Below are 24,584 nucleotides of genomic sequence, written 5' to 3' on the forward strand. Positions count from 1 at the left end.
GGTCACTTGGGAATCCAGGCCTGCCACTTCGCGGTGTTGGCCTCGATCCACTTCTTGGCGGCTTCCTCGCCGGTCATGCCGTTGTTGGTCATGTCGTTGGCCACGGCGTTCTGGTCCTCGTTGGTCCAGCTGAAGTTCTTGACCAGCTCGTACGCCTTCCCGCCGGTCTGCGCGAACTTCGTGCTGACGATCTTGTCGAGGTCCATCTCCGGGTAGTCGCAGGCGACCTTCTTGGGGTCGGCGTCGCAGCCCTCGGTCCAGGCCGGCAGGTTGACGCGGACCAGGTCGACCTTGTCGAAGATCCAGTGCGGCGTCCAGAAGTAGAACAGCAGCGCCTTCTTCTGCTCCTGCGCCTGCGTGGCCGACTTCAGCAGGGCCGCCTCGCTGCCGCCCGTGACCACCTTGAAGTTCAGCTTGAGGTTCTTGACCAGGGCCTCGTCGTTGGTGACGTAGCTCGGGTCGCCGTCGAGGAGCTGGCCCTTGCCGCCCGACTCCGAGGTCTTGAACAGGTCGGCGTACTTGTTCAGGTTCTTGTAGTCGGTGATGTCCGGGTACTTGTCGGCCATCCACTTGGGCACGTACCAGCCGATGATGCCCTTGTTGCCGGTCGAGCCGGCCTCCTGCGCCGTCTTCTTCTCCTCGATGAACTGCTTCTTCAGGTCGGGGTGACCCCAGTTCTCGATGATGACGTCGACGTCGCCGGTCTCGAAGCCCTCCCAGGCCAGCTGCTCCTTGATCTCGGGCAGCTCGACGTTGTACTTGAGCTCGTTCTTCAGCAGGTACGCGACGACGTTCGCGCTGGCCTCGTACCCCACCCAGGGGTTGATCGCGATCTTCACGGTGCCCCCGGCGGCGGCGCTGGAGGCGCCGGCCTGGGGAGCGGCGGTGCTGGTCGAACTGCTGTCCACCGTTGCTCCGCCGCAGCCTGCGGCGGCGAACGCAACGGCCATCAGGCCTGCGAACAGGCGAATCTTCATGTGAACTTCCTCTTTCGGGGGGAAGGGCGCCTGTCGGCGCCCTGCGTGATGCGGTCGAGCATGACTCCGAGCAGGACGGTCGCGACGCCGGCCACGAAGCCCATGCCGAAGTCGCTCCGCTGGGAGAAACCGACGACCACGTCGTAACCGAGTGCTCCCGCCCCGACCAGGCCACCGACGACGACCATGGCGAGCGTCATGACGATGCCCTGGTTGGCCGCGAGCAGGATCGCCCGCCTGGCCATCGGGAGCTGCACCTTCCACAGGAGCTGGGCCGAGGTCGAGCCGGCGGAGGCCGCGGCCTCCACGACGGTCGCGGGCACGGCCTTGATCCCGTCCTCGACCAGGCGTACCACGGGGGGAACGGCGTAGATGATCGAGGCGAAGATGGCGGTGAACCGGGTGGTCTCGAACAGCGCCAGCGCCGGCAGCAGGTACACGAACGCCGGCATGGTCTGGGCGGCGTCCAGCACGGGCCGCTGGATGGCCGAGTAGCGCGGCGAGCGGGCCGCGGCCACCCCGAGCACGAGGCCGATGAGCAGGGTGACCAGCACCGCGACGGCGACCGTGGTCATCGTCTGCATGGCGTGCTCCCAGACGCCGAGCAGCGCGATGGCGAGCAGGCAGGCCAGCGCGGTCAGCGCGGGGCCGGCGCCGCTCACCCGCCAGGCCACCAGCAGCACCGCGAGCGCGATCAGCCACCAGGGGGCCGAGGCGAGCAGCGACTCCAGCGGGTTGAGCAGGACGGCGGAGGTGACGTCCTTGATCCACGTCGTCACGCCGAACCAGTTCGTCTCGGCCCAGCGGACGATGTCGTTGACCTGGGAGACGACGTTGAGGGTGAGGTTCTCCGGCCAGGTCGCGGGCAGCACGGGGATGAGCGCGAGCCCGGCGGCGGCCAGCACGCCCGCGCCGGCCAGGCCGGCCCGGCCGATCCTGGCGTGGGGGTCGCGGCGGGCCACGGCCATCAGCATCCGGTCCAGCACCACCGCCATGATCACGACCGCGACGCCGGCCGGGAGCATGATGCCGACCTGCGCGCGGGACAGGCCGCGGATGATGTCGCCGCCCAGCCCGGGGGCCGAGATCAGGTTGGCGATGACGACCATGGACAGCGCCATCATGACCGTCTGGTTGACCGCCAGCGCCATCGTGGACCTGGCCAGCGGCAGATAGACCTTGAACAGCGTCTGCCCGCGGGTGGCGCCCAGTGAGGTGGACGCCTCGACGGCGGTGGGGGAGACCCCCGAGATGGCCAGGGCGGTGATGCGGATCGCGGGCGGGATCGAGTAGATCATCGTGGCGATGGCCCCGGCCGGCGCGCCGATGTGGAAGAACAGCGCGAGCGGCGCCAGGTACGCGAACGTCGGCATGATCTGCATGACGTCCAGCACCGGGGTGATCGCCCGCCTCATGCGGGTGGAGAGCCCGGCCCAGACGCCGAGCGGGACGCCGATCGCCAGCGACAGCAACACCGCCACCGCGACCAGGGCCAGCGTGTCGACGCTCGACTCCCACAGCCCCAGCACGCCGAACGCGCTCACGCCGGCGACCGCGAGGAGCGCGATCCGCCAGCCGCCCGCCAGCCACGCCAGCGCGCCCATGACCCCGGTGATGCCGGGCCAGCCGAGCGCGTACAGGGCGGTCTGGAACACGCCGTAGAGCAGGCCGACGAAGAGCCGGATGTAGTTGAGGAAGTACAGGAAGAGCGGGTTGTCGTTGCGGTGGTCGTCGATCCACTCGCGCAGCTCGGTGACGGCCAGGAACTGCGGCGCCTCCTTGTCGTGCGGCAGCGTGCCCGTGCCCTGGAAGACCAGGTACGCCACCACGAACAGCAGCGCCACGCCCGCCGGCGCGGCCCACCTCGGCAGGCCGAGCCTGGATGGCGTGGGGACGGCCGTCGAGCTCATGACCCCGCCTTCGCGCCCGTGCCGCCGTCGCTGCCCGAGCGCGGAGCGGCGCCGGCGTTCACGCTCGGGCCCGCGTTCGCGCCCGTGTCCTGGCCGGCCAGGAAGCCGAGCAGGTCCACCTGGTCCACCACGCCGACGAGTTCGTCGCCGTCCACCACCCTGATCGGCTGGGCCGAGGACGACGACACGCCGATCGCGTCCTTGATCACGGTGGTCACCGGTAACACGGGGCCGTCCAGGGACTCGCCGGGCTCGGGAGCGCGGCAGATCCAGCGCAGGGTCAGCACGTGACTTCGCGGCACGTCGCGGACGAAGTCGGCCACGTAGTCGTCGGCCGGCGCGCCCACCAGTTCCTCGGCCGTGCCGAGCTGCACGATCGAGCCGGCCCGCATGATCGCGATCCGCTCGCCCAGCTTGAGCGCCTCGGACAGGTCGTGCGTGATGAAGACCATCGTCTTGCCGACCTCGCGGTGCAGCCGGATCACCTCGGCCTGCATGTCGCGCCTGATCAGCGGGTCGAGCGCGCTGAACGGCTCGTCGAACAGCATCACCTGCGGCTCCACGGCCAGCGCGCGGGCCAGGCCCACCCGCTGCTGCATGCCGCCGGAGAGCTGGTCGGGATAGGCGTCGGCGTAGCCGTCGAGGCCGACCAGCGAGAGGATCTCCCCGGCCCGCGCGTGCCTGGCGGCCTTGGCGGTGCCCTGGATCTCCAGCCCGTAGGCGACGTTGTCGATCACCTTGCGGTGCGGCAGCAGGCCGAAGTGCTGGAAGACCATGCTGACCTGGTGCCGGCGGATCTCGCGGAGCCGGGCGGGCGAGGCGGCGCGGACGTCCTCGCCGCCGATCGTGATCCGGCCCGCGGTCGGCTCGATGAGCCGGGTCAGGCAGCGCACCAGGGTGGACTTGCCGCTGCCCGACAGGCCCATGACCACGAAGACCTCGCCGGGGCGGACCTCGAAGCCCACGTCCCTGACGGCGGCGGTGCAGCCGGTCTTCTCCCTCAGCGCGGCGGGTTCGAGATGCTTGTCCTCGCTGTCCAGGACTTTCTCCGCCCTGGATCCGAAGATCTTCCAAAGGCCCGCAACGGTGATAGCCGCGTTGTCGGGAGAATCTCCCACACTCGCCTCCTCGTTATGACGTCGCTCAACATATGTCGGGAATAGCGAGATTCTCAACGCTGTGACCTTCTGGAGATCTTCGTGCGCCTCGCACGTTACTCGGTGGAACGGACCAACCGCCCATAAGCGGACATTTATTCTGTTAGAGGTTTATTTCGTGCTGCAGATGCTTCCATCATGGAGTGCCAGGTTCTATCCTCATCAGTCACGCGAGCCAACTTTTGTCGCGTTATGTTGCCTTGGCCACGAGCCATAGGATGTGTTGCAATAACCGGCAACTTGATTTCTCCCACGGCACACACTCCTCATATACGCCGATTCGGGCGAGGTGCGTTCGGTGACAACAGAGCGGGGCGTCAAGCACGCCGGCGAGGGCGGCTGGCGGCTGGGTAATTGGCGCGTCCGAGCACGTCTCGTGGCCCTCATCCTGGTGCCCACCGCCGCGGCCGTGCTGCTCGGCGGCGTCCAGGTGCTCTCCTCGACCGCCGCGGCCGGCGACTACGCGCGCACGAACCAGTTCGCCAGGCTCTCCGCCGAACTCGGCGGCCTCACCCACCTGGTCTCCGGGGAGCGGGCGCGCACCTCCTGGTACATCGCGCGTAACCGGCCGGCCGACGGCCTGGCCGAGGTGAAGGCACAGATGGACCAGGTGGACCTGGAGGCCAGGCAGGTGCGCGGCATCGCCCAGCAGCTCCTGGCCGACTCGACCGGCCGCACCGCCGACCAGCTGGAGAGCCTGCTCAACCGGCTGAACGACCTGACCTCCCTGCGCGAGCAGGCGCTGGAGGCCAGCCTGCTGCCCGGTCCCGCCGTCGAGCTCTACACCACGGTCGTCAACGACCTGCTCTCCGTGCACAACGAGCTGGTCAAGGGCAGCGTGGACGACGAGCTCTTCCGCCAGACGCGCATGCTCGACGGGCTCGCCCGCGCGAAGGAGAGCCTGTCCTACCAGCAGGCGCTGGTCACCGTCGTCCTCGCCGAGGGCGCCTTCGACCAGGAGCAGCTCAAGCGCTTCCTGGGCGAGCAGTCCAAGGAGCTCAACGAGCGCAGGGGATTCGCCGCCGAGGCCACCGCCGACGAGCGCCGCTTCTTCGACGAGAGCGTCAACGGCCGCTCCGCCGACCGCATGCTCTTCCTGCGCGAGCTGGTGCTGATCAGAGCCACCCGGGGGCTGCCGCTGCGCGGGCTCGACCAGTCCAAGCCCGACGACGCCAAAGAGTGGTTCGACGCGGTGAACGTCGTCGTCGACTCCATGCGCCAGGTCGAGGAGCGCCAGGCGGAGGGCATCGTCCAGCGCAGCGAGGCGCTCAGCGCCGACGAGCGGCAGCAGGCCATCGTGACCGCCGTCGCCGTGCTCGCCCTGCTCGTCATCGTGCTGCTCATCACCACCGGAGTGGCCAGATCCCTGGTACGCCCCCTGCGCCGCCTGCGCGGCGAGGCCCTGGAGATCGCCGGCAAGCGCCTGCCCGACTTCGTCCAGCACCTGCGCGAGTCCCGCGACGGCGTGGTCACCGCCGAGGTGCCGCCCATCGGGGTCTTCTCCAAGGACGAGGTCGGCGAGGTCGCGCGCGCCTTCGACGAGGTGCACCGCGAGGCCGTCCGGCTGGCGGGCGACGAGGCCAAGCTGCGCTCCAACGTCAACGCCATGTTCGTCAACCTGTCCAGGCGCAGCCAGACGCTGGTCGAACGGCAGCTCACACTGATCGAGAAGCTGGAGCGCGGCGAACGCGACGACACCAGGCTCGGCGACCTGTTCAAGCTCGACCACCTGGCCACCCGCATGCGCCGCAACAGCGAGAACCTGCTCGTCCTGGCCGGCCAGGAGGCCGCGCGCAAGTGGAGCGAGCCGGTCGAGCTGATGGACATCGTGCGCGCGGCGCTGGGCGAGGTCGAGAGCTACGACCGGGTCAGCATCCAGGTCGAGTCGGACGTCGCCATCGCCGGGCAGGCCGTCACCGACGTGGTCCACCTGCTCGCCGAGCTGGTCGAGAACGCGGTGTCGTTCTCCTCGCGCGACACCAAGGTCGTCATCTCCAGCAGCCGCATCGACGGCGGCAGCCTGATGTTGTCGGTCACCGACCAGGGCATCGGCATGAGCCAGGAGGAGCTGTCCGAGACCAACTGGCGCCTGGCCAACCCGCCCGTCGTCGACGTGTCGGTCTCGCGCCGGATGGGGCTGTTCGTGGTCGGCCGGCTGGCGCTGCGGCACCAGATCCGGGTGCAGCTGCGCCGCCAGGACATCGGCGGCCTGACCGCCATGGTGCTGGTCCCGCCCCGGCTGCTCACCGCCGTGCCGGGGCCGGTGCCCGGCGCGGGGCAGCGCCTCCAGGCGCCCAGGCAGGTCAACCGGCCGACTCCGTCGTACGCGCCGCCTTACGCCTCCTCGCCGGGCCCCTCGTCCGGCCCGATGCCCGGCTCGATGTCCGGCCACCCTGTTCCGGCCTCGGGGCCGCCGCCCGGGCATCCGTCGTTCGACAACGGCGCGCCCGAGCCGTCGTCCTGGTTCAGCTCGGCGCGCACGCCGATGAGCGGATCGTTGTCCTTCGACTCGGCGTCGTTCGACGCGGCCTCGTTCGATTCGGCGTCGTTCGACTCCGGCGGGCCCCGGTCGTTCGCCGATCCGGTGCCGCCCGCCGCGTCCTACCCCGACCTGTCCACGCCGGCGTCGTCGTTCCCCCCGCCCCCTGCGCCGTCCAAGGACGAGTTCCTGCCGATCTTCGCCTCCGTCGAGGAGAGCAGCTGGTTCAGCAGGTCGGCGCCGACGGCCGACCGCCGCGAGGAGTCCTGGTCCTCACCCGCCGACCAGGGCTGGCAGGCCGCGGGAGCGGCCGCCGAGCCCGTGCAGAGCGGCACCACGAACTCCGGCTTGCCGAAGCGCACGCCACGAGCGAATCTGGTACCGGGCACCGCGAACCCGCAGCCGCCGCCCGTCCCCGTCGCTTCGGTGTCCCCTGACCGGTTGCGCAGCAGGCTGGCCAGCTACCAGCAGGGCGTGCGCAAGGGACGCGCCGAGCTCGAGGAGGACTCATGAAGGAGCTGAGCCAGGCCGCCAGAGACATCAACTGGCTGGTCAGCCGCTTCGTCGAAGAGGTCCCGGGCGTGGCGCACGCCGTCGTGGTCTCCGCGGACGGCCTGCCGATGGCCTTCTCCCGGGGGTTTCCGAAAGACCGCGCCGACCAGCTCGCCGCCATCGCGGCCGGGCTGGTGAGCCTCACCCAGGGGTCGGCCCGCGTGTTCGAAGGCGGAGGGGTCACCCAGACCCTCGTCGAGATGGACCGCGGCCTGCTGCTGGTGATGTCGATCAGCGACGGTTCCTGTCTGGCGGTGCTGGCCGCACCCGACTGCGACATGGGCTTGGTCGCCTACCAGATGACGATCCTGGTCGAGCGTGCGGGGCAGGTGCTGACGCCTGCCGTGAGGGCGGAGCTCTCCGCAGCGCGTCCGTGGTGATGGGAGTGAACCGTGGCATCGTGGCACAACGGGGAGCCGGAGCCCGAGCGAAGTTCGCTCGTCCGGATGTACGCCGTCACCGGCGGCAGGACCGCTCCGCGCACGGCTCTGGCCATGGAGGCACTGGTATCGTCGGCGACCTCGGCGCAGCTCGGCACGACCTACACGCGCGAATATCGCGCGATCAGTGAGCTGTGCCGGCAGGTGCGGTCCGTGGCGGAGATCTCCGCGCTGCTCAGCGTGCCCCTCGGAGTGGCTCGGGTGCTCGTCGCCGACATGGAGGCGGATGGGCTGGTCAAGGTGTACCAGCCGCAGCTAGAGGCAGGTTTGCCCGACAGGGGCCTGCTCGAAAGGGTACTAAGTGGACTTCGCAGGCTCTAGCCGGCTCACTTCCACGAAGATCGTCGTGGCGGGCGGATTCGGCGTGGGCAAGACCACGTTCGTGGGCTCCGTGTCCGAGATCATGCCGCTCACGACCGAGGCGGTCATGACGGACGCGTCGGAGGGCATCGACGACCTCGGGCACACTCCGGGCAAGACCACCACGACCGTGGCCATGGACTTCGGGCGGCTCTCGCTCGACCAGGACCTGATCCTCTATCTCTTCGGCACCCCGGGCCAGCACCGGTTCTGGTTCATGTGGGACGACCTCGTCCGCGGGGCCATCGGGGCCGTGGTACTGGTGGACTCGCGGCGGCTGGCCGACAGCTTCCCGGCGGTCGACTACTTCGAGAACTCCGGGATCCCGTTCGTCATCGGTCTGAACGGCTGGAACGGTGAGTTCCCGCACATCGAGAGCGAGGTGCGGGAGGCGCTCACGCTCTCGGCCCACGTGCCGATCGTGCGCACGGACGCGCGGGTCCGGCCGGCGGTCAAGAACACCCTGATCACGCTGGTCGAACACGCGCTGACCGTACGGACCGGCTGAGCGGCCAGGCCGCGGACCGGGTCGCCGTCACCCGCGCGCAGGCTCACTGGGCCGGCTCACTGGGCCGGCTCACTGGGACTGGGCCGGTTCACTGGGCCGACCACCAGTAGGCGGCCACCAGTTCGGCCACCAGCGTCTCCGTGAGCAGGGCGACGTCCGGGTCGTCGTCGTGGGCGTACCTGATCGCCGCCGCGGCGTCCTTCACCTCGCCGCCGACGGCGATCACCGTGGACCCGCGCTCGCGCACCCAGTCCATGGCCTGCCCGTCGTAGCGGGAGCCGGGGAAGAGCAGGGCGCGGTAGTCGAGCGTCTTGGTGAGGTAGACGTCCACGTGCGACCAGTCGCCGCTCTCGCAGGCGTCGGCCTGGCGGCGCGGGCCCTCGCGCAGCATCAGCGCCGACTGCTCCGCCGACGACAGCCGCTCGGCCGGGGCGATCGTGTAGACGCCGTGCGGGCCGTCCAGCAGCTCCATGGTCAGGGGCAGCCACTCGTCCCTGCGCTCCAGCAGGTCGGCCGTCGCCGCCGCGGCCCGTTCGAGCAGGGCGGGCAGGTCGCGGTCGCGGCCGGTGAGTCTCGCCTCCAGCGCCAGCAGCAGGGCCAGCGTGTGCTGGAACGTCCGGCAGGCGACGCCTCCGCGCTCCTCCCCGGCGTGCAGGTCGACCACCAGGTCGGCGGCGGCGGCCAGGGGAGAGCCTGGGTCGTTGGTGAACGCGGCCAGGCGGGCCGGGCCGCCCGCGTACGCGGCGACGGCGTCGAGCGTCTCCCGGCTGGAGCCCGTGGCCGAGATCGGGACGACCAGGGTGCCCTCGGCCGGCGGCAGGCTCGCCGCGGCCGAGGCGTACTCGGCGTGGGCGAACACCCCGGCGGCGCGAAGACGCAGCGCGGCGACGCCGGCGGCGTAGCGGGAGCTGCCCATGCCGAGGAACAGCACCCTGCCGATGCCCGGCGGCAGGCCCGCGAACGGGTCCTCGGAGCGCAGCCGGCCGGCCAGCGCCGTCAGCGCCTCCGGCTTGGACTCCAGGTCGGACAGGTAGAGCTCGGCGTTCACGCGGTGTTCTCCTCGGGATACCAGGTACGCAGGACGCCCATCGGGGCGTAGCGCCAGCGGGGAAGGTGACGGGCGGCGTAGATCAGTTCACGGCACTCCTGCTCCACCTCGAACGGGCGGAGCAGGCTCTCGTCGAGCAGGCCGGCCCGGCCCGCCTCGGCCAGCCGGCGCCGGTAGGCGGTGAGCAGGGTGGCGCGGGCCCGCCGGGCCCAGGCGGCGGCCTCGCCGGGCGGCGTGGACCTGCGCTTGATCGCCACCTGCGCCACATGGTCGAGGCTCGTGGTCAGCTGGGCCACGTCCCTGGCGGCCGGCTGGTACGGCGCGGCGTCGGCGACGGTGGGGTTGCCGTCGAAGTCGATGACCGCGTAGCCGTTCCGCCAGCGCAGGATCTGGCCCACGTGGAGGTCGCCGTGGATCCTGATCAGCGGGGAAGTGGCGGGGGCCGTCTCCAGCGCGGCCAGCTCCCGCCTCATGGCGCCGGCCCTGGCGGCCAGCCACGCGCCGTCCGCACCGCCGGTCAGTTCCAGCGCTTCGGCCAGCGCCGCCCGCGCCCTGTCGGCCTCAGTCGCTGCGGTTTCCATCCCGGCGACGACTCCGGGCGGGGCCGGGAGGGTGGCCAGGGCGAGGTGCAGGCCGGCGGCGAGCCGGCCGAGGTCGGTGGCGAAGCCGGTCGCGCCGCGCTCCGCCTCGTCCACGCACCACTCCCAGCCGTCCCTGGCCTCGGGCAGGTAGCCGGTCACCAGCGCCAGCAGACACTCGCGTCCGTCCACCACACCTGTCAGAGCCGCGTAAGGGGGCGCTGTGTCGTTGAAGCCCGCCTCAACGAGGTGCGCGAGGATCTCCGGAGCCGGGTGAGGCAGCGGCGCCGGAGGGGTCAGCCACTTCACCACGACCCGCTCGTCCACCACCACCGAGTAGTTCGTCTGGTCCACGTGGTCACCGAAATCACGCTCACCTGGGGCCCCAGTGTGGAGATCTTCATGACCGTACGAGAGGGTTGGAAGCGGGAGGAAGCGCTGTACGGCGAACGGCGGCGGCACCTCCCCCTCCAATCGCAGAAGGAGCGCGGCGGTGAGCCCGCGATCTCGGGCGGTGAGTGGCCTCTCACCGAGAGAGATCATGCGACGACGTATTGAATCCCAGTTCAACTAGTAGACCAAACTTCCAGGTAGCAATGTCATCAAAAGTCTTGCCCATGTTGATTTCTGCTGCAACACTCCTGGTCTGGTCGGCTGTGTCCGGTAAGGTCGCGCGACCCCTCTTCCCCACAAATCAGAAGGAGTAGCGGCCGTGTCCCGTTCCCGGTTCACCCGTCGTCTCCCGGCCGCCGTCGCGGTGGCCGGTCTCGCGCTTGCCGTCGCGGCGTGCGGCGGTGAGTCGTCGTCAAGCTCAGATGGCACGACGGTAGCGGCGGCCGACCAGCTCAAGCCCGACGCGGACCTGTCGAAGCAGTCCTTGCAGATCACGGTATGGGACGGTTACACGCCCAAGGAGCTGCCGCAGCGGGTGAAGGAGAAGCTCAAGGTCCAGGACATGAAGGTCGCGCTGCACGCCACCAACGAAGAGGCGATGAACAAGCTCACCGCCCAGGGCGACAGCGGCGTCGACGTGGCGTTCGTGTCCGGCCAGTACGCCCAGGCGCTCAACGCCCAGGGCCTGCTGGAGCCGATCCACCCCGAGCTGATCCCCAACCTGGCCAACCTCTACCCCGAGGCCACCCAGCTCTCCTACGACAAGGGCAACAAGTACTCCGTCCCCTACACCTGGGGCACCACCGGCATCTGCTACCGCACCGACCTGGTGAAGAGCAAGCCGACCAGTTGGAACGATCTGCTCAAGCCCCCGGCCTGGGCCGAGAAGAAGGTCACCATGATGACCACCGAGCGCTGGCTGGCCCTGCCCGCGCTCAAGTCGCTCGGCTACTCGGTCAACACCGACAAGGACGAGGAGATCACGAAGGCCCGCGAGCTCCTCATGGCCCAGAAGCCCCACCTGCTCACCTACGACGACACCACGTTCGGTGACAAGCTGGTCAGTGGCGAGGCCGTGATGGTCGAGGCGTGGGACGGCTGGTGCCCGACCACCGACCCGAAGGGCAACATCGCGTTCGCGGTGCCGAAGGAGGGCAGCGACCTCTGGGTGGACACCATGGTGATCATGAAGTCCTCCAAGAACAAGGAGGCCGCGCACGCCCTGATCAACTACATCCTCGACCCCGCGATCCACAGCTGGGCGGCCGAGAACATCAACTACAAGGTCCCCAACAAGGCGGCCATGGAGAAGGTGAAGATCGCCAAGGGCTCGCTGCTCGACATCCCGCCGGCCCGGCTGCTGGACGGTGAGTCGATCATCGACCTGGGCGCCGCCTCGACCAAGTACACCCGCCTGTCGGCCGACGTTCAGGCGAAGTAGTTGTCGTTGTAGTGAAGCCAGAGGTCAAGGCCAGGCCGGTGTCCCGTTCGAGAGGACGCCGGCTGGGCGCGTTCGTGTTCCTGACGCCAGGGCTGACGTACCTGGTCGTGCTGCTGCTGGTGCCGCTGGCGCTGGTGCTGAGCTACACGGTCTTCCAGCGCGGGCGCTTCGGCGGGGTGGTCTACGAGTTCACCGCCGAGAACTTCGAGCGGCTGGTCGACCCGCTCTACCTGGACGTGGTCATCGGCTCGCTGAAGATCGCGGCGGTGACGACCGTGATCGCGCTGCTGGCCGGCTATCCGACGGCGTACCTGATCGCCCAGCTTCCGCGTAAGTGGAAGACGATCGCGCTGGTCGCGATCGTGCTGCCGTTCTGGACGAACTTCATCATCCGCGTCTACGCCTGGATCATCCTGCTGAGCGGGCCCGGGCTGGTCAACAGCGGGCTGAAGGTGTTCGGGATCGAGCCGCTCGAACTGCTCTACAACGAGGGCGCGATCGTGGCGGGGCTGGTGTACTCGTACCTGCCGCTGATGGTGCTGCCGCTGTTCGCCGCGATCGAGAAGCTCGACCCGCAGCTCAGGGAGGCCTCGGCCAACCTGGGAGCCTCGGGGCTGACCACCTTCAGGAAGGTCACGCTGCCGCTCACGGTGCCGGGCGTGCTGACGGGGAGCCTGTTCGTGTTCGTGCCGAGCTTCGGCAACTTCGTCATCCCCGAACTGCTCGGGGGCAGCAAGTCGCTGATGGTGGGCAACCTGATCAGGCAGCAGTTCCTGTCGGCGCGCGACTGGCCGTTCGGCTCCACGCTGGCGCTGGCGCTCATCGCGGTGCTGCTCGTGCTGCTCGTCGCGCAGGCCTGGGTGGCGCGCCGTGCGTAGATCCAAGCTGCTGTACGTCCCCTTCTGGGCCACGTACGTCTTCCTCTACGCGCCGATCGCCGTGCTCGTCGTCATGTCGTTCAACGCCGGCGAGTCCGCGTACACCTACGAGGGCTTCAGCCTCAAGTGGTACGGCGAGCTGGCCGGCGACGACCGGATCATGAACGGCGTGGTCAACACGCTGATCGTGGCCGTCGGATCGACCGTGATCGCGACGGTGCTCGGCACGCTGCTGGCCGTTGGCCTGGCCAGGTACACCAGGTCCAAGCTGCTCGACGCGGTCTCGCTAATGCCCGCGGTGCTGCCCGACCTGGTGCTGGCCATCGGGCTGCTGGTCTTCTACGGGATGATCCAGCTCACCCTCGGCCTGTACTCGGTGATCCTGGCCCACGGCGTGTTCGCGATGGCGTTCGTGGCGGCGGTGGTGCGCACGAGGCTGTCCGGCGCGGACACCTCGCTGGAGGAGGCCTCGCGCGACCTGGGCGCCGGGCCGGTGGCGACGTTCATGCGGATCACGCTGCCGCAGCTCGCGCCGGGGATCGTGGCCGGGGCGCTGCTGGCGTTCACGCTGTCGCTGGACGAGTTCGTGATCGCCTTCTTCACGATCGGCAACGCCGAGCCCACGCTGCCGATCGTCATCTACTCAATGATCCGTTTCGGGGTCACCCCGAAGATCAACGCGCTGGCCGCGATCCTGCTGCTCGTGAGCTTCACGGCGGTGATCGCCGGGCAGCGACTGACCAAGATCGGGGAGTCTCGTGCTCAAGATTGACGGGGTCTCCCGCACGTTCGGGGACGTCACCGCGCTCGACGGCGTGTCGCTGGAGATCGGCCAAGGGGAGTTCTTCGCCCTGCTCGGCCCCTCCGGCTGCGGCAAGACCACGCTGCTGCGCATCATCGCGGGCTTCGAGACGCCGGACGCGGGCACGGTGACGCTCGACGGCGACGACCTGCTGTCCCTGCAGCCGAACCGGCGGCCGATCAGCCTCATGTTCCAGTCGTACGCGCTGTTCCCGCACATGACCGTGGCCAAGAACGTGGCCTACGGCCTGGAGCGCGAGCGGCTGCCGCGGCAGGAGGTCAGGCAGCGCGTCGGCGAGGTGCTGGAGACGGTCGGCCTGTCCGCGCACGCCTCCCGCAAGCCCGCCCAGCTCTCCGGCGGCCAGCGCCAGCGCGTCGCGCTGGCCCGCTCCATCGTCAAGCGGCCCCGGCTGCTGCTGCTCGACGAGCCGCTGTCGGCCCTGGACAAGAAGGTCCGCGCGGACATGCAGCTGGAGCTCAAGCGCCTGCAGCACGAGGTGGGCATCACGTTCGTGGTCGTCACGCACGACCAGGAGGAGGCCATGTCGCTGGCCGACCGCATCGCCGTCTTCGACAACGGCCAGGTCCGCCAGGTGGACGAGCCGATCGCCCTGTACGAGCGCCCCCGCTCACCCTTCGTGGCCGACTTCGTCGGCGCCAACAACCTCTTCCCCGGGGTGGCCGGCGGCTCCGGCGGGATCGAGAGCGAGACGTTCGGCGAACTGGCCGGCACGCCGCTGACGGAGCTGGAGCCGGGCACGGAGGCGCTGCTGGCCGTGCGGCCGGAGAAGATCGAGCTGGCCGACGAGAACGCGGCCAGGGGACTGGCCGGCAGCGTCCTCGACGTCAGCTTCTACGGCGGCGTCTCCCACGTCTCGGTGGACGTCCCCGGCCGGGCCAAGCCGGTCCTCGCCGCCGTCCAGGGCGCCGCCACGCTGAGCGTGGGCGCCAAGGTCAAGGTGCGCTGGGACGCCGGGGACGCGGTCGTCATGGCGGCCGGTCAGTGAGCCAGATCGTTGCCCGTGGCCGCGCGGGCGTAGGACAGGATCAGCTCGTTGGCCTCGTCGGGGCCGATCACCGGATGCCTGGCCGTGATGCGGTAGCCGTAGGCGTCCTCCAGGGCCACGAGGTTGCGCGCGATCGTCAGCGAGCCGGCGCTCAGCCGGAACACGCCGAGCGCCGCCCCGGTGTCCAGGATCGCCTGGTACATCGACACCTGCCGGTCGTACAGGGAGGTGAGCAGCACGCCGTAGACGCGGTTGCGGCCCGCGGCGCCGCCGAGCTCGTTGAGCAGGCGCACGTCGGGGTCGAGCGAGCCGGTCGGCAGCCCCGACCTGATCGTGACCACCAGCTTCTCGACGGGGTCGGTGAGCGTGGCGAGCCGGCGCAGGCGCTGCTCGTAGAAGCGCTCCATGCCCGCGTGCTGCGCCTCGACCAGCAGCTCGCTCAGATCGGGGTAGTGGTAGAGCACGGCGCCCGAGGTCAGGCCGGCCTCCTCGGCGACGTGCGAGAGCTGTACACCGTCGATGCCGTGGCGGATGATGGCCCTGCGCGCGGCCTCGATCAAGTCGATGCGCCGATCGCTGCGGCTCTTACGCTGCGCCACCCTCACCACCCTCACTCTTCGCATGATGTTCAGTTAGCCGTGACCATAGTGCACGTAACTCGACCCTCACGCCAGATCCATTTTTGAATTCACCTTCAAAATGACGAGTTCTCCCGGAGTCTCGATGTCTCTCACGTTCCTGTTCATGCCGGAAAGCGCGTACGGACCGACCAACAACTGCATCGGCATCGGCGACATCCTTCGCCGGCGCGGTCACCGGGTCGTCTTCGCCGCCGAGGCGTCCTGGAAGGGCAAGCTCGAAGCGCTCGGCTTCGAGGAGGACCTGGTGGACCTGGCCCCGCCGAGCGAGGAGGAGCAGGACCCCGGGCAGTTCTGGAAGGACTTCATCCGCGAGACCGCGCCCGAATACCGCAAGAGCACGCGTGAGCAGCTCGAGACGGTCACCAAGCCGATCTGGGCCGAGCTGATCGACGGCGCGAAATACTGCGAGCCGCAGCTCAAGGCCATCATCGAGCGGGTGAACCCCGACGTGATCGTCGAGGACAACGTGATCACGTTCCCGGCGCTGCTCACGGCGGGCCGCAAGTTCGTCCGCATCGTCTCCTGCAACCCGCTGGAGGTGCGCGGCGAGAACGTCGCGCCGGTCTTCTCCGGCCTGCCCGCCGCCGACCGCTCCGAGTGGGACGCCTTCCGCGCCGAGTACGACCGCACCCACCGCGAGATCTGGACCGCCTTCAACGAGTGGTGCGTCGAGCAGGGCACCGCGCCCCTGCCCGACCTCGACTTCATCCACGAGGGCGACCTGAACCTCTACGTCTACCCGGAGATCGCCGACTACGCCGGTGACCGCCCGCTCGGCCCGTCGTGGCACCGTCTCGACTCCTCCGTCCGCGAGACCGAGGAGGACTTCACGCTGCCGTTCCAGCGCGGCGAGGGCTCCCTGGTCTACTTCTCGCTCGGCTCGCTGGGCTCCTCCGACGTGGAGCTGATGCAGCGCGTGATCGACGTGCTGGCCACCACCCCGCACCAGTTCATCGTCTCCAAAGGTCCGCTGCACGAGGAGATCAAGCTCGCCGACAACATGTGGGGTGCGGAGTTCGTTCCGCAGACTAAGATCATCCCACTGTGCGACCTGGTCATCACCCACGGCGGCAACAACACCACCACCGAGGCGCTGCACTTCGGCAAGCCGATGATCCTGCTGCCGCTCTTCTGGGACCAGTACGACAACGCCCAGCGGATCGACGAGCTCGGCTATGGTGTCAGGCTCTCGACCTACGCCTTCACCGGCGAGGAGCTGAAGGGGGCGCTGGAGCGCCTGCTCGGCGACGGTGAGCTGCGGGCGCGGATCGCCGCCGCGGGCGAGGAGATCCGGCGTCGCGACGGCCTGCGCAAGGCCGCCGACCTGATCGAGCAGCTCGGCAAGTAGCCCGACCCGGAGAGATGAAGTCTTCCTGATGCGCGTATTGATCAACCCCGCCACTGGGCTCCCTTGTGCCGAAATTCCGGATACGCCGGTGGAGGAGGTGGCGACGGCCGTCCGTACGGCCCGCGCCGCGTTCGAGGAGTGGTCGCAGGCCACTCCCGGCGAGCGGGCGCGGGTGCTGCTGCGGCTGGCCGACCTGGTGGAGGCCGAGACCGAGGAGCTGACCAGGCTGGAGGTGGAGGAGACGGGCAAGCCGGCCGCGGTGTTCAGGGACGGCGAGCTGCCCTTCGCCGTCGACAACCTGCGCTTCTTCGCCGGGGCCGCCCGTTCGCTGGAGGGCACGGGGGCCGGGGTGTTCAGCTCCGGCTACACCTCGGTCATGCTGCGCCGCCCGGTCGGGGTGGTGGGGTCGATCGCGCCGTGGAACTTCCCGTTCGTGATGGCGGTCTGGAAGCTCGGGCCCGCGGTCGCGGCGGGCAACGCCGTGGTGATCAAGCCGGCGCCGCAGACGCCCCGTACGACGCTGCGGCTGGCGGAGCTGTTCGCCGCGGCGGGCGCCCCGGCCGGGCTCGTCCAGGCCGTCACGGGCGACGCGGAGGTGGGCCAGGCGCTGGTCACCGACCCCGGCGTGGACATGGTGAGCGTCACCGGCTCCACCGAGACCGGCAGGGCCGTCATGAGCGGCGCGGCGGCCACGCTCAAGCGGGTCCACCTCGAACTCGGGGGCAAGGCGCCGGCGCTGGTGTTCGAGGACGCCGACCTGGCGGAGACGGCCCACGGCGTGGCCATGGGGGCGACGTACAACACGGGGCAGGACTGCACGGCGGCCACCCGCGTCTACGTCGACAGGCGCGTCTACGGCGACGCCGTGGAGGCGATCAGGGAGCGGCTGGCCGGCATCACCGTGGGCGACCCCTGGGACCCGAAGACGGACATCGGCCCGCTGATCTCCGCGGCGCACCGGGACCGGGTGCACGGCTTCGTCACGCGGGCCGGCGGGCGCGTGGTGCACGGCGGCTCGCCGATCGGGGGCCCCGGCTTTTTCTACCCGCCCACTCTGGTCGCCGACGTCGCGCAGACCAGCGAGATCGTGCAGGGTGAGCTCTTTGGACCGGTCCTGGTGGTTCTGCCGTTCGACGGCGAGGACGAAGCGGTGAGACTGGCCAACGACACTAGATACGGTTTGGCCTCTTCGGTCTGGTCGCGTGACGTGGCCAGGGCGATGCGGGTCGCGCACCGGCTCGACGTGGGCGTGACCTGGGTCAACGACCATCTGCCCATCGCCAGCGAGGCTCCGCACGGTGGGGTGAAGGGCAGCGGGTTCGGCAAGGACATGAGCCAGGAGGCGGTGCAGGAGTATTCGGTGACGCGGCACCTGATGGTGAAGCACGCGGCACCCGCCGAACGGGATTCGTTCCGGCCAGCCTGAAAACGTGTGAGCGCTATGGTGCCCAAAGTGCCTCTTTGGGCATGTGTGATGGGATATGTTCGGTTGGCCGATCTGGTACGGGTTGTGTTCCAATTACCCAGCCGGACAGAATCCCATGCGCCCCACGCGTGTCTGATTTTCTTCGAGCACGTACCGGCGAGAGGTTGCGAGACTCAGTGAGGACGAAAGACCCCAGGCACACCAGGTCGGGGGAGTACACAGGCGGACGGTTCCGGCTGGCGAACTGGCGTGTGCGGTCGAGGCTGGTCGCGCTCATCCTCATCCCCACGGTCGTGGGCGTGCTGCTCGCCGGTGTCCAGCTGGCCAACTCCATCGGCACCAGCGCCGAATACCGCCGGCTCAGCCAGGTGGCGGAGCTGGTCCAGCGCATCGGGGCGCTCAACCACGAGCTCGCCAAGGAGCGCACGCTCACCGCGTGGTTCGTCGCCGACCGCCGCAAGGGACAGCGCTTCGTCAAGCTGAAGACGCAGCGGCAGGCCACCGACAAGGCCAAGACGGACGTGCTGTCCGCCTCCAGCGCCATCGACGCCGCGCACTCGGTCCGTGTGCGCGAGGGCGTCGTGAACATGCGCCGCTGGCTCGACGGCCTCGACAGCCTCCGCTCCTCCATGGTCGGCAACGTGCCCGCCCGCGCCTCCATCGGCACGTACAGCACGATGATCGACGTGTTCTCCTCCATCCAGGGAGACCTGGGCGACGGCGTCAGCGACGACGCGCTCCAGGGCGACGTGGCCGCGCTCAACTCGCTGCAGCAGGTCAAGGAGGAGGTCTCGCGGCAGCAGATCATCCTCATCGTCACCCTCGTGCAGCGCAGGATCGACGCCGCCGACTGGTCGGACTTCCTCGGCTCGTGGAACAAGCAGCAGGCCGAGCTGGCCGCGTTCGAGCAGGAGGCCGGCCCCGAGGACCTCAAGGCCTACCAGCAGGGGGTCAGGGGTCAGGAGGTCGACCTCGCCGACGCCATGCGCCAGCGCGCGCTGGCGCAGGTGAGCGACGGCAACCGGATCAGGGACCTCGACGTCACCACCCCCACCCTCGTCCGCGACCTCGACACCTGGTTCAAGAGCACCGACACCACGACCGACGCGATGCGCAAGGTCGAGAACGGCCTGGCCACCAAGATCGTGGCCAGCACCCGCGACCTGAGCGACACCGAGCAGCGCAACGCCATCATCTCGGGCGCGCTGATCCTCGTCCTGCTGCTCCTCGTCCTGGTGATCACCACCCGCGTGGCCGGCTCGCTGGTCCGCCCGCTGCGCCGGCTGCGCGCCGAGGCGCTCCAGGTCGCCACGACCCGGCTGCCCGACACCGTCCGCGTGCTGCGCGAGTCCGGTGAGGGTGCGCAGGTGCCCGAGGTGCCGTCGGTCGGCGTCAACACCCGCGACGAGATCGGGGAAGTGGCGCGGGCGTTCGACGAGGTCCACCGTGAGGCGATCCGGCTGGCCGGTGACGAGGCCAAGCTGCGCGCCAACGTCAACGCGATGTTCGTCAACCTCTCCCGCCGCAGCCAGACGCTGGTCGAGCGGCAGCTGCAGCTCATCGAGGGCCTGGAGCAGGGTGAGGAGGACGAGAACCGGCTGGCGAACCTGTTCCGCCTCGACCACCTGGCCACCCGCATGCGCCGCAACAGCGAGAACCTCCTGGTCCTCGCCGGCCAGGAGGCCGCGCGCAAGTGGAGCGAGCCGGTGCCGCTGGTCGACATCGCCCGCGCCTCGCTGTCGGAGGTCGAGAACTACGAGCGGGTGCAGATCCAGATCCCGTCCGGCACCCTCATCGTCGGCCCCGCCGTCACCGACGCCGTCCACCTGCTCGCCGAGCTGATCGAGAACGCCATCTCCTTCTCGCCGCGCGAGAGCAAGGTCACCGTCACCAGCACGCCCGTCGAGGGCGGCGTGATGGTCTCCATCAACGACCTCGGCATCGGCATGAGCCAGGAGGAGCTGGCCGAGGCCAACTGGCGCCTGGCCAACCCGCCCGTCGTGGACGTCTCCGTCTCCCGGCGCATGGGCCTGTTCGTGGTCGGCCGCCTGGCCCTGCGCCACGGCGTCCGCGTCCAGCTGAGCATGCGTGAGACCGGCGGCCTGAGCGCGCTCGTGATGATGCCCGACATGCTCATCAGCAACGGGCAGGGCCTGCCGCAGCAGGGCGGCCAGTACGAGGCCTTCACCACGTTCGACCCGAGCCAGTACGGCCCGCAGTCGCCGAACGGCATGCAGGGCCACCCCTCCTTCGACGACGCTCCCGACCAGGTCGTCGACACCCAGTGGCCGGGCTCGCTGCCGGTGCCGGGCACCGGCAACTGGCCCTCGTTCGGTGAGCAGCAGCCCGCCGCCTTCGGCGAGCAGCCGCCCTCCTACGAGCAGCCGTCCTACGAGCAGCCGCAGCCGGCCGCCGACGAGCCCCGCTGGCCGCCGTTCGGCGCCGAGGAGCCCCCGGCCGTGCCGCCGCAGCCGCAACCGTTCGGCGAGCAGCGCTGGCCCTCGTTCGCGGAGGAGGCCCCGCCGGCCGCCGAACCGCAGCCGTTCGCCGAGAACAGGTGGCCGTCGTTCGCCGAGCAGCCGCCTCCCATGCAGGACGACGAGCCGCGCTGGCCGTCCTTCGCCACCGAGCCGCCGCAGCAGCAGCCCCAGGAGGAGCCGCGCTGGACGTCGTTCTCGGACCCGGCGCCGCGCAGGTCGCTGTTCGAGGCGGAGGAGCGGCCCAAGCCGGTCTTCGGCGACAACTACCACTCGCCGTTCGCCGACGAGCCCAAGCCCGTCGACCAGTTCGAGCAGAACGGCAACGGCCAGTACAGCCGGTTCGGCCCCGGCGACTACTCCTCGCAGGACATGACGGGCCCGCTGCCCGCGGTCCGCAACTCTCCCATGGAGGAGTCGAGCGAGGAGTTCCTGCCGATCTTCTCGTCGGTCGGTTCGGACTGGTTCCGCCGGCCGGACCCCGAGGTGCTGCGCCAGCCCGAGCCGGATCTGCTGCGCCACCCGGAGCCGGAGAGCGAGCCGGAGATCACGGCCGTGCATCCGGCCATCCCCGCCGACCCGCCGCCGCCCGCGGCCCCGCCGGCGCCCCCCGCGCAGAACCAGCACACGCTGAGCAGGTCCGGGCTGCCGCAGCGCACGCCCGGCGCCTCCGGCGCGGGCGCGACCTGGTCGTCGCCCGCGGACTCCGGCTTCCAGGCCGCGCAGGCCGCGGCCCAACCCCAGCAGGCCGGGACGACGCAGTCGGGCCTGCCCCGCCGCGTTCCCAAGGCCAACCTGGTGCCGGGCACGGCCAGTCTCGCCGAGCCCCAGGCCACGTCACCGGCACCCCAGATCTCACCGGAGCGGTTGCGCAGCCGGCTCTCCAGCTTCCAGCAGGGTGTCCGGCAAGGCCGGGCGTTCACCCGCGGAGAAGAGAATGAGGAGGACAAATGAGAGAAATGAGCCAGGGAGCGCGCGGTATAAGCTGGCTGATCACGGACTTCGTGAACAACGTGCCAGGCGTCGCTCACACGGTCGTGGTGTCGTCTGACGGGTTGCCGCTGGCCTTCTCCGAGGGTTTTCCCAAGGACCGGGCCGATCAGCTCGCCGCGGTCGCCTCCGGCGTGATCAGTCTCACCCAGGGCGCCGCGCGGGTTTTCGAGGGCGGTATGGTGACCCAGACCGTTATCGAGATGCAGCGCGGGCTCTTGATGATCATGTCGATCAGCGATGGCTCCTGCTTGGCGGTCCTGGCTGCTCCCGACTGTGACATGGGTCTGGTCGCGTACCAGATGACCCTGCTGGTCGAGCGGGCCGGCCAGGTGCTGACCCCGGCCGTACGCGCTGAGCTGCAAGCGGCCCGCCCCCGCTAGTTTGGGCGGTGACAGGAGATATGGTGTCAGGTCAGCAGGGTTGGGCTGGTGATAGCACTCCGCCGCATCCGGCGGCTCCCCGTCCGCAGAAACCGAGCTCTCTGGTACGGCCCTATGCCGTGACCGGAGGGCGCACTGCGCCGCGGATGAAGTTCGCCATGGAGGCACTCGTGTCCTCCGTGACGTCTGAATACCAAGACATTTCCCTACTTAGTCCGGAGTATCAGGCGATCATTCAGCTGACCCGGAACGTCCGGTCGGTTGCCGAGATCTCCGCCCTTTTACGCCAGCCTCTTGGTGTGGTCCGGGTGCTGATCGCCGACATGGCGTCGGAAGGCCTGATCCGCGTGCACCAGCCTGCGCTGGACGCGGGAAAGCCGGACCTCAACTTGCTCGAAAGGGTGCTCAGTGGACTTCGCAGGCTCTAGCCCCGGCCTAACCTCGACGAAGATCGTCGTGGCCGGGGGCTTCGGCGTGGGGAAGACGACGTTCGTGGGGGCGGTCTCGGAGATTCTGCCGCTCACCACGGAAGCGGTCATGACAGACGCTTCCGCGCACGTGGACGACGTCTCTCTCACTCCGAACAAGACCACCACGACCGTCGCCATGGACTTCGGCCGGGTCTCGCTCGACCGTGACCTGATCCTGTACCTGTTCGGCACGCCCGGACAGCACCGGTTCTGGTTCATGTGGGACGACCTCGTACGCGGGGCCATCGGCGCGGTCGTCCTGGTGGACACCCGCCGCCTGGCCGACAGCTTCCCGGCCATCGACTACTTCGAAGAGGCGAAACTGCCCTTCGTCATCGGCATCAACGGCTGGGACGGTCAGTTCGCGCACCAGGAGGACGAGCTCAGGGAGGCGCTGTCGATCGGCGGCCACATCCCGATCGTGCGGCTCGACGCCCGGCAGCGCGAATCGGTGAAATCCACCCTGATCACGTTGGTGGAGCACGCCCTGACCCGCCACATGCACACGCCGGTGTAACCGGCTCGGCGCGGGCGGGCTCATCGGGCCCGCCCGCGACCGGCCCGGCGGGTCAGAGGCGGGACAGCAGCTCGGTCTTCTTGGCCTGGAACTCCTCCTCCGACAGCACCCCGGCGTCGCGCAGCTCGCCCAGCCTGGCGATCAGTTCGGTCACCTCGTTCCAGCGGGGCGCCGCAGGCGCCTCTGGCGACTTGGACGCCTCGACCGCCTCAGGAGTCCCGGATCCGCCGGAGGAGCCGAGAGCGGCCAGCACGGCGGCGGCGAAGGGCAACGACTGGTGCGTGGCGCCGTAGCCGAGCGAGAAGACGACGGAGGCCGGGTCCTTGTTGGGATCGAGCGGCATCCGCCGGCCGCGCACCTTCAGCCGCATCGACCCGCTGGCCCCCTCGGGCGCGTGCCACTCGACGCCCTCCAGTTCGGCCAGCTCGTAGCGCTGGTCGCCGGTGGCGTACTTGGCCGTCGAGGCGCCCGACCAGAACCAGGTGAAGGTGACGGTCTCGCCGTCGAACGTGGCCGCGCCGTCCCACGCCTTGAAGGCCCGGGGCACCGGAGGCGGGTCGACGAGGAAGCGTCCGGCCGGACCGCGCTCGGTGACGGCCGAGCGCAGCTCCTGCGCGTAGTAGTCGGCGAGCGTCTCCTTGTCGGCGGGCAGCACCAGCAGGTACGGGTCCTCGCGCTCCTTGAGCTGCCCGGCCGCGGCCGCCAGCACGGGATCGGCCCCCCGCCTGGGGATCGCCCGCAGCACCACCGTGCCGCGCCTGCCCCGGGTCAGCGTGACGTCGGACAGCGCCGCGTAGGGCATGACGCGCTCGCCGAGTTCGGCGAGCAGTTTCGGAGCCTTGCCCGGCCCCGGTGCGATGGTCAGTGCGTCAGGGCCGAACGTCCAACTGCATCCCCGGCCGGTTAAAAGATCCTCCACCTTCACCAGGCTATGCGTTCACGAGCGCACAAGGACGGCACACGGGGCAGAAGGGCCTCGGGGCGGATGCGGAGGGAACCGCCCTAGACCGTGGCGTGGCCGCGGACGAGGCGTCCGACCTCGGCGCGCAGGTGCACGAAGTCGGGGTGCTCGCGGGTGGTGATCTGGTCGCGCGGCCCGGGCAGGTCGACCTTGAGGTCGCCGACCACGTGCGCGGGCGCCTTGGACAGCACCACCACGCGGTCGCCCACGTAGACGCTCTCGTCGATGTCGTGCGTGATGAGCACGATCGTCATCTGGTGGTGGCCGCGGACCTTGAGCACCAGGTCCTCCAGGTCCTCCCTGGTCTGCGCGTCCACCGAGCCGAACGGCTCGTCCATCAGCATCAGCGTCGGCCGGTAGGCCAGCGCCCTGGCGATGGCCACCCGCTGCTGCATGCCGCCCGACAGCTGGAACGGGTATTTGCGTCCCGCGGCCTCCAGGCCCACCGACTCCAGGGCCTCCTGGGCGGCCTCGCGGCGCCGGCTCTTGTCCATGTTCTTGCGGCGCAGCGGCAGGGCCACGTTGTCGGCGACCGACATCCACGGGAACAGCGAGCGGCTGTAGTCCTGGAAGACCACGGCGAGGTTGTCGGGCGTCTGGCGCACCAGGTTGCCCTCGACCTTGACCTGGCCGCCCGTCGGCGTGATCAGACCGGCGATGGAGCGCAGCAGCGTCGACTTCCCGCAGCCCGAGGGACCGACGATGCAGAGCAGTTCGCCCTCGGCGACGCTCAGGTTGAGCCCGTCGATGGCGTGGTGCTCGTTGGGGGTGCCGCCGCCGTACACATGGGAAAGGTTGTCTATCTCGAGCAATGGAGGTCCTAGGGGCGAGACCGCGGACAG

The 24,584-nt window shown here is 69.7% G+C and carries 22 protein-coding genes; 14 read left to right on the forward strand and 8 right to left on the reverse strand.

Annotation, left to right across the window (positions count from 1 at the left end):
• Window positions 1-2: 2 nt before the first annotated feature.
• From B0I32_RS39215 to B0I32_RS39225, 3 genes are read right to left on the reverse strand one after another with little or no spacing between them, the layout of a single operon-like run.
• A complete protein-coding gene (locus B0I32_RS39215) occupies window positions 3-977 on the reverse strand; it encodes an ABC transporter substrate-binding protein (protein ID WP_219912229.1) in 975 nt (324 codons plus the stop codon).
• Window positions 974-2,887: an ABC transporter permease gene (locus B0I32_RS39220; protein ID WP_106248341.1), complete on the reverse strand. Its 1,914-nt coding sequence runs from the start codon at window positions 2,885-2,887 to the stop codon at window positions 974-976. The genes B0I32_RS39215 and B0I32_RS39220 overlap by 4 nt, the downstream gene beginning before the upstream one ends.
• Window positions 2,884-4,005 carry a quaternary amine ABC transporter ATP-binding protein gene (locus tag B0I32_RS39225; protein WP_245956304.1) on the reverse strand — a complete coding sequence of 374 codons (1,122 nt, stop codon included), beginning with the start codon at window positions 4,003-4,005 and terminating at the stop codon, window positions 2,884-2,886. The genes B0I32_RS39220 and B0I32_RS39225 overlap by 4 nt, the downstream gene beginning before the upstream one ends.
• A 337-nt stretch (window positions 4,006-4,342) precedes the next feature.
• On the opposite strand from B0I32_RS39225, the gene B0I32_RS39230 reads away from it, so the two are divergent.
• From B0I32_RS39230 to B0I32_RS39245, 4 genes are all read left to right on the forward strand, one after another.
• On the forward strand, window positions 4,343-7,036 hold the full coding sequence (locus B0I32_RS39230) for a sensor histidine kinase (protein WP_106248418.1): 2,694 nt from the start codon (window positions 4,343-4,345) through the stop codon (window positions 7,034-7,036).
• Complete coding sequence (locus B0I32_RS39235) at window positions 7,033-7,455, forward strand: roadblock/LC7 domain-containing protein (protein ID WP_106248342.1); 423 nt, start codon at window positions 7,033-7,035, stop codon at window positions 7,453-7,455. The genes B0I32_RS39230 and B0I32_RS39235 overlap by 4 nt, the downstream gene beginning before the upstream one ends.
• Before the next feature lie 66 nt (window positions 7,456-7,521).
• Entirely contained in the window at window positions 7,522-7,836 is a 315-nt protein-coding gene (locus B0I32_RS39240) for a DUF742 domain-containing protein (protein ID WP_245956310.1), read from the forward strand.
• The gene (locus tag B0I32_RS39245) at window positions 7,817-8,383 is read left to right on the forward strand and encodes a GTP-binding protein (RefSeq protein WP_106248346.1); all 567 of its coding nucleotides are present in this window, start codon (window positions 7,817-7,819) and stop codon (window positions 8,381-8,383) included. Before B0I32_RS39240 ends, B0I32_RS39245 begins: the two co-directional genes overlap by 20 nt.
• An 88-nt stretch (window positions 8,384-8,471) precedes the next feature.
• Here the strand turns inward: B0I32_RS39245 and B0I32_RS39250 are convergent, their stop codons facing one another.
• Both B0I32_RS39250 and B0I32_RS39255 read right to left on the reverse strand, forming a co-directional pair.
• Window positions 8,472-9,431, reverse strand: coding sequence for an SIS domain-containing protein (locus B0I32_RS39250; protein WP_106248347.1), 960 nt, complete (start codon window positions 9,429-9,431; stop codon window positions 8,472-8,474).
• Complete coding sequence (locus B0I32_RS39255; RefSeq protein ID WP_106248349.1) at window positions 9,428-10,363, reverse strand: phosphotransferase; 936 nt, start codon at window positions 10,361-10,363, stop codon at window positions 9,428-9,430. The genes B0I32_RS39250 and B0I32_RS39255 overlap by 4 nt, the downstream gene beginning before the upstream one ends.
• Window positions 10,364-10,721: 358 nt before the next feature.
• On the opposite strand from B0I32_RS39255, the gene B0I32_RS39265 reads away from it, so the two are divergent.
• Genes B0I32_RS39265 through B0I32_RS39280 form a run of 4 tightly spaced genes read left to right on the forward strand, consistent with a single transcriptional unit; the run spans window position 10,722 to window position 14,529 of the window.
• Window positions 10,722-11,843, forward strand: coding sequence for a polyamine ABC transporter substrate-binding protein (locus B0I32_RS39265; RefSeq protein WP_106248352.1), 1,122 nt, complete (start codon window positions 10,722-10,724; stop codon window positions 11,841-11,843).
• An 11-nt stretch (window positions 11,844-11,854) separates the two neighbouring features.
• Window positions 11,855-12,721, forward strand: coding sequence for an ABC transporter permease (locus B0I32_RS39270; protein ID WP_245956305.1), 867 nt, complete (start codon window positions 11,855-11,857; stop codon window positions 12,719-12,721).
• Entirely contained in the window at window positions 12,714-13,493 is a 780-nt protein-coding gene (locus tag B0I32_RS39275) for an ABC transporter permease (RefSeq protein WP_106248354.1), read from the forward strand. Before B0I32_RS39270 ends, B0I32_RS39275 begins: the two co-directional genes overlap by 8 nt.
• Window positions 13,480-14,529 (forward strand): ABC transporter ATP-binding protein, encoded by a 1,050-nt coding sequence (locus B0I32_RS39280; protein WP_106248355.1) that lies wholly within the window; start codon window positions 13,480-13,482, stop codon window positions 14,527-14,529. Before B0I32_RS39275 ends, B0I32_RS39280 begins: the two co-directional genes overlap by 14 nt.
• Here the strand turns inward: B0I32_RS39280 and B0I32_RS39285 are convergent.
• Entirely contained in the window at window positions 14,523-15,128 is a 606-nt protein-coding gene (locus B0I32_RS39285; protein ID WP_106248356.1) for a TetR/AcrR family transcriptional regulator, read from the reverse strand. The two genes, B0I32_RS39280 and B0I32_RS39285, sit on opposite strands and share 7 nt — an antisense overlap.
• A gap of 124 nt (window positions 15,129-15,252) precedes the next feature.
• Here B0I32_RS39285 and B0I32_RS39290 point away from each other — a divergent pair, with 124 nt between their 5' ends.
• The 6 genes from B0I32_RS39290 (at window position 15,253) to B0I32_RS39315 (ending at window position 22,781) form a co-directional block, all read left to right on the forward strand.
• Entirely contained in the window at window positions 15,253-16,518 is a 1,266-nt protein-coding gene (locus tag B0I32_RS39290; protein WP_106248358.1) for a glycosyltransferase, read from the forward strand.
• 28 nt (window positions 16,519-16,546) lie between these two features.
• Complete coding sequence (locus B0I32_RS39295; protein ID WP_106248359.1) at window positions 16,547-17,944, forward strand: aminobutyraldehyde dehydrogenase; 1,398 nt, start codon at window positions 16,547-16,549, stop codon at window positions 17,942-17,944.
• A 176-nt stretch (window positions 17,945-18,120) separates the two neighbouring features.
• A complete protein-coding gene (locus tag B0I32_RS39300) occupies window positions 18,121-21,375 on the forward strand; it encodes a sensor histidine kinase (protein WP_181308280.1) in 3,255 nt (1,084 codons plus the stop codon).
• Window positions 21,372-21,794, forward strand: coding sequence for a roadblock/LC7 domain-containing protein (locus B0I32_RS39305; protein ID WP_090935862.1), 423 nt, complete (start codon window positions 21,372-21,374; stop codon window positions 21,792-21,794). The genes B0I32_RS39300 and B0I32_RS39305 overlap by 4 nt, the downstream gene beginning before the upstream one ends.
• A 20-nt stretch (window positions 21,795-21,814) precedes the next feature.
• Window positions 21,815-22,222 carry a DUF742 domain-containing protein gene (locus tag B0I32_RS39310; RefSeq protein ID WP_245956307.1) on the forward strand — a complete coding sequence of 136 codons (408 nt, stop codon included), beginning with the start codon at window positions 21,815-21,817 and terminating at the stop codon, window positions 22,220-22,222.
• The gene (locus tag B0I32_RS39315) at window positions 22,203-22,781 is read left to right on the forward strand and encodes a GTP-binding protein (protein ID WP_106248363.1); all 579 of its coding nucleotides are present in this window, start codon (window positions 22,203-22,205) and stop codon (window positions 22,779-22,781) included. The genes B0I32_RS39310 and B0I32_RS39315 overlap by 20 nt, the downstream gene beginning before the upstream one ends.
• A gap of 52 nt (window positions 22,782-22,833) precedes the next feature.
• Here the strand turns inward: B0I32_RS39315 and B0I32_RS39320 are convergent, their stop codons facing one another.
• Both B0I32_RS39320 and B0I32_RS39325 read right to left on the reverse strand, forming a co-directional pair.
• The gene (locus tag B0I32_RS39320; RefSeq protein ID WP_106248422.1) at window positions 22,834-23,700 is read right to left on the reverse strand and encodes a DUF4429 domain-containing protein; all 867 of its coding nucleotides are present in this window, start codon (window positions 23,698-23,700) and stop codon (window positions 22,834-22,836) included.
• Between the two features lie 83 nt (window positions 23,701-23,783).
• Window positions 23,784-24,554 carry an ABC transporter ATP-binding protein gene (locus tag B0I32_RS39325; RefSeq protein ID WP_219912230.1) on the reverse strand — a complete coding sequence of 257 codons (771 nt, stop codon included), beginning with the start codon at window positions 24,552-24,554 and terminating at the stop codon, window positions 23,784-23,786.
• Window positions 24,555-24,584: the final 30 nt, after the last annotated feature.

Origin of the sequence: Nonomuraea fuscirosea (assembly GCF_003001935.1) — a bacterium.
In the GTDB taxonomy this organism is placed as follows: Bacteria; Actinomycetota; Actinomycetes; order Streptosporangiales; family Streptosporangiaceae; genus Nonomuraea; species Nonomuraea fuscirosea.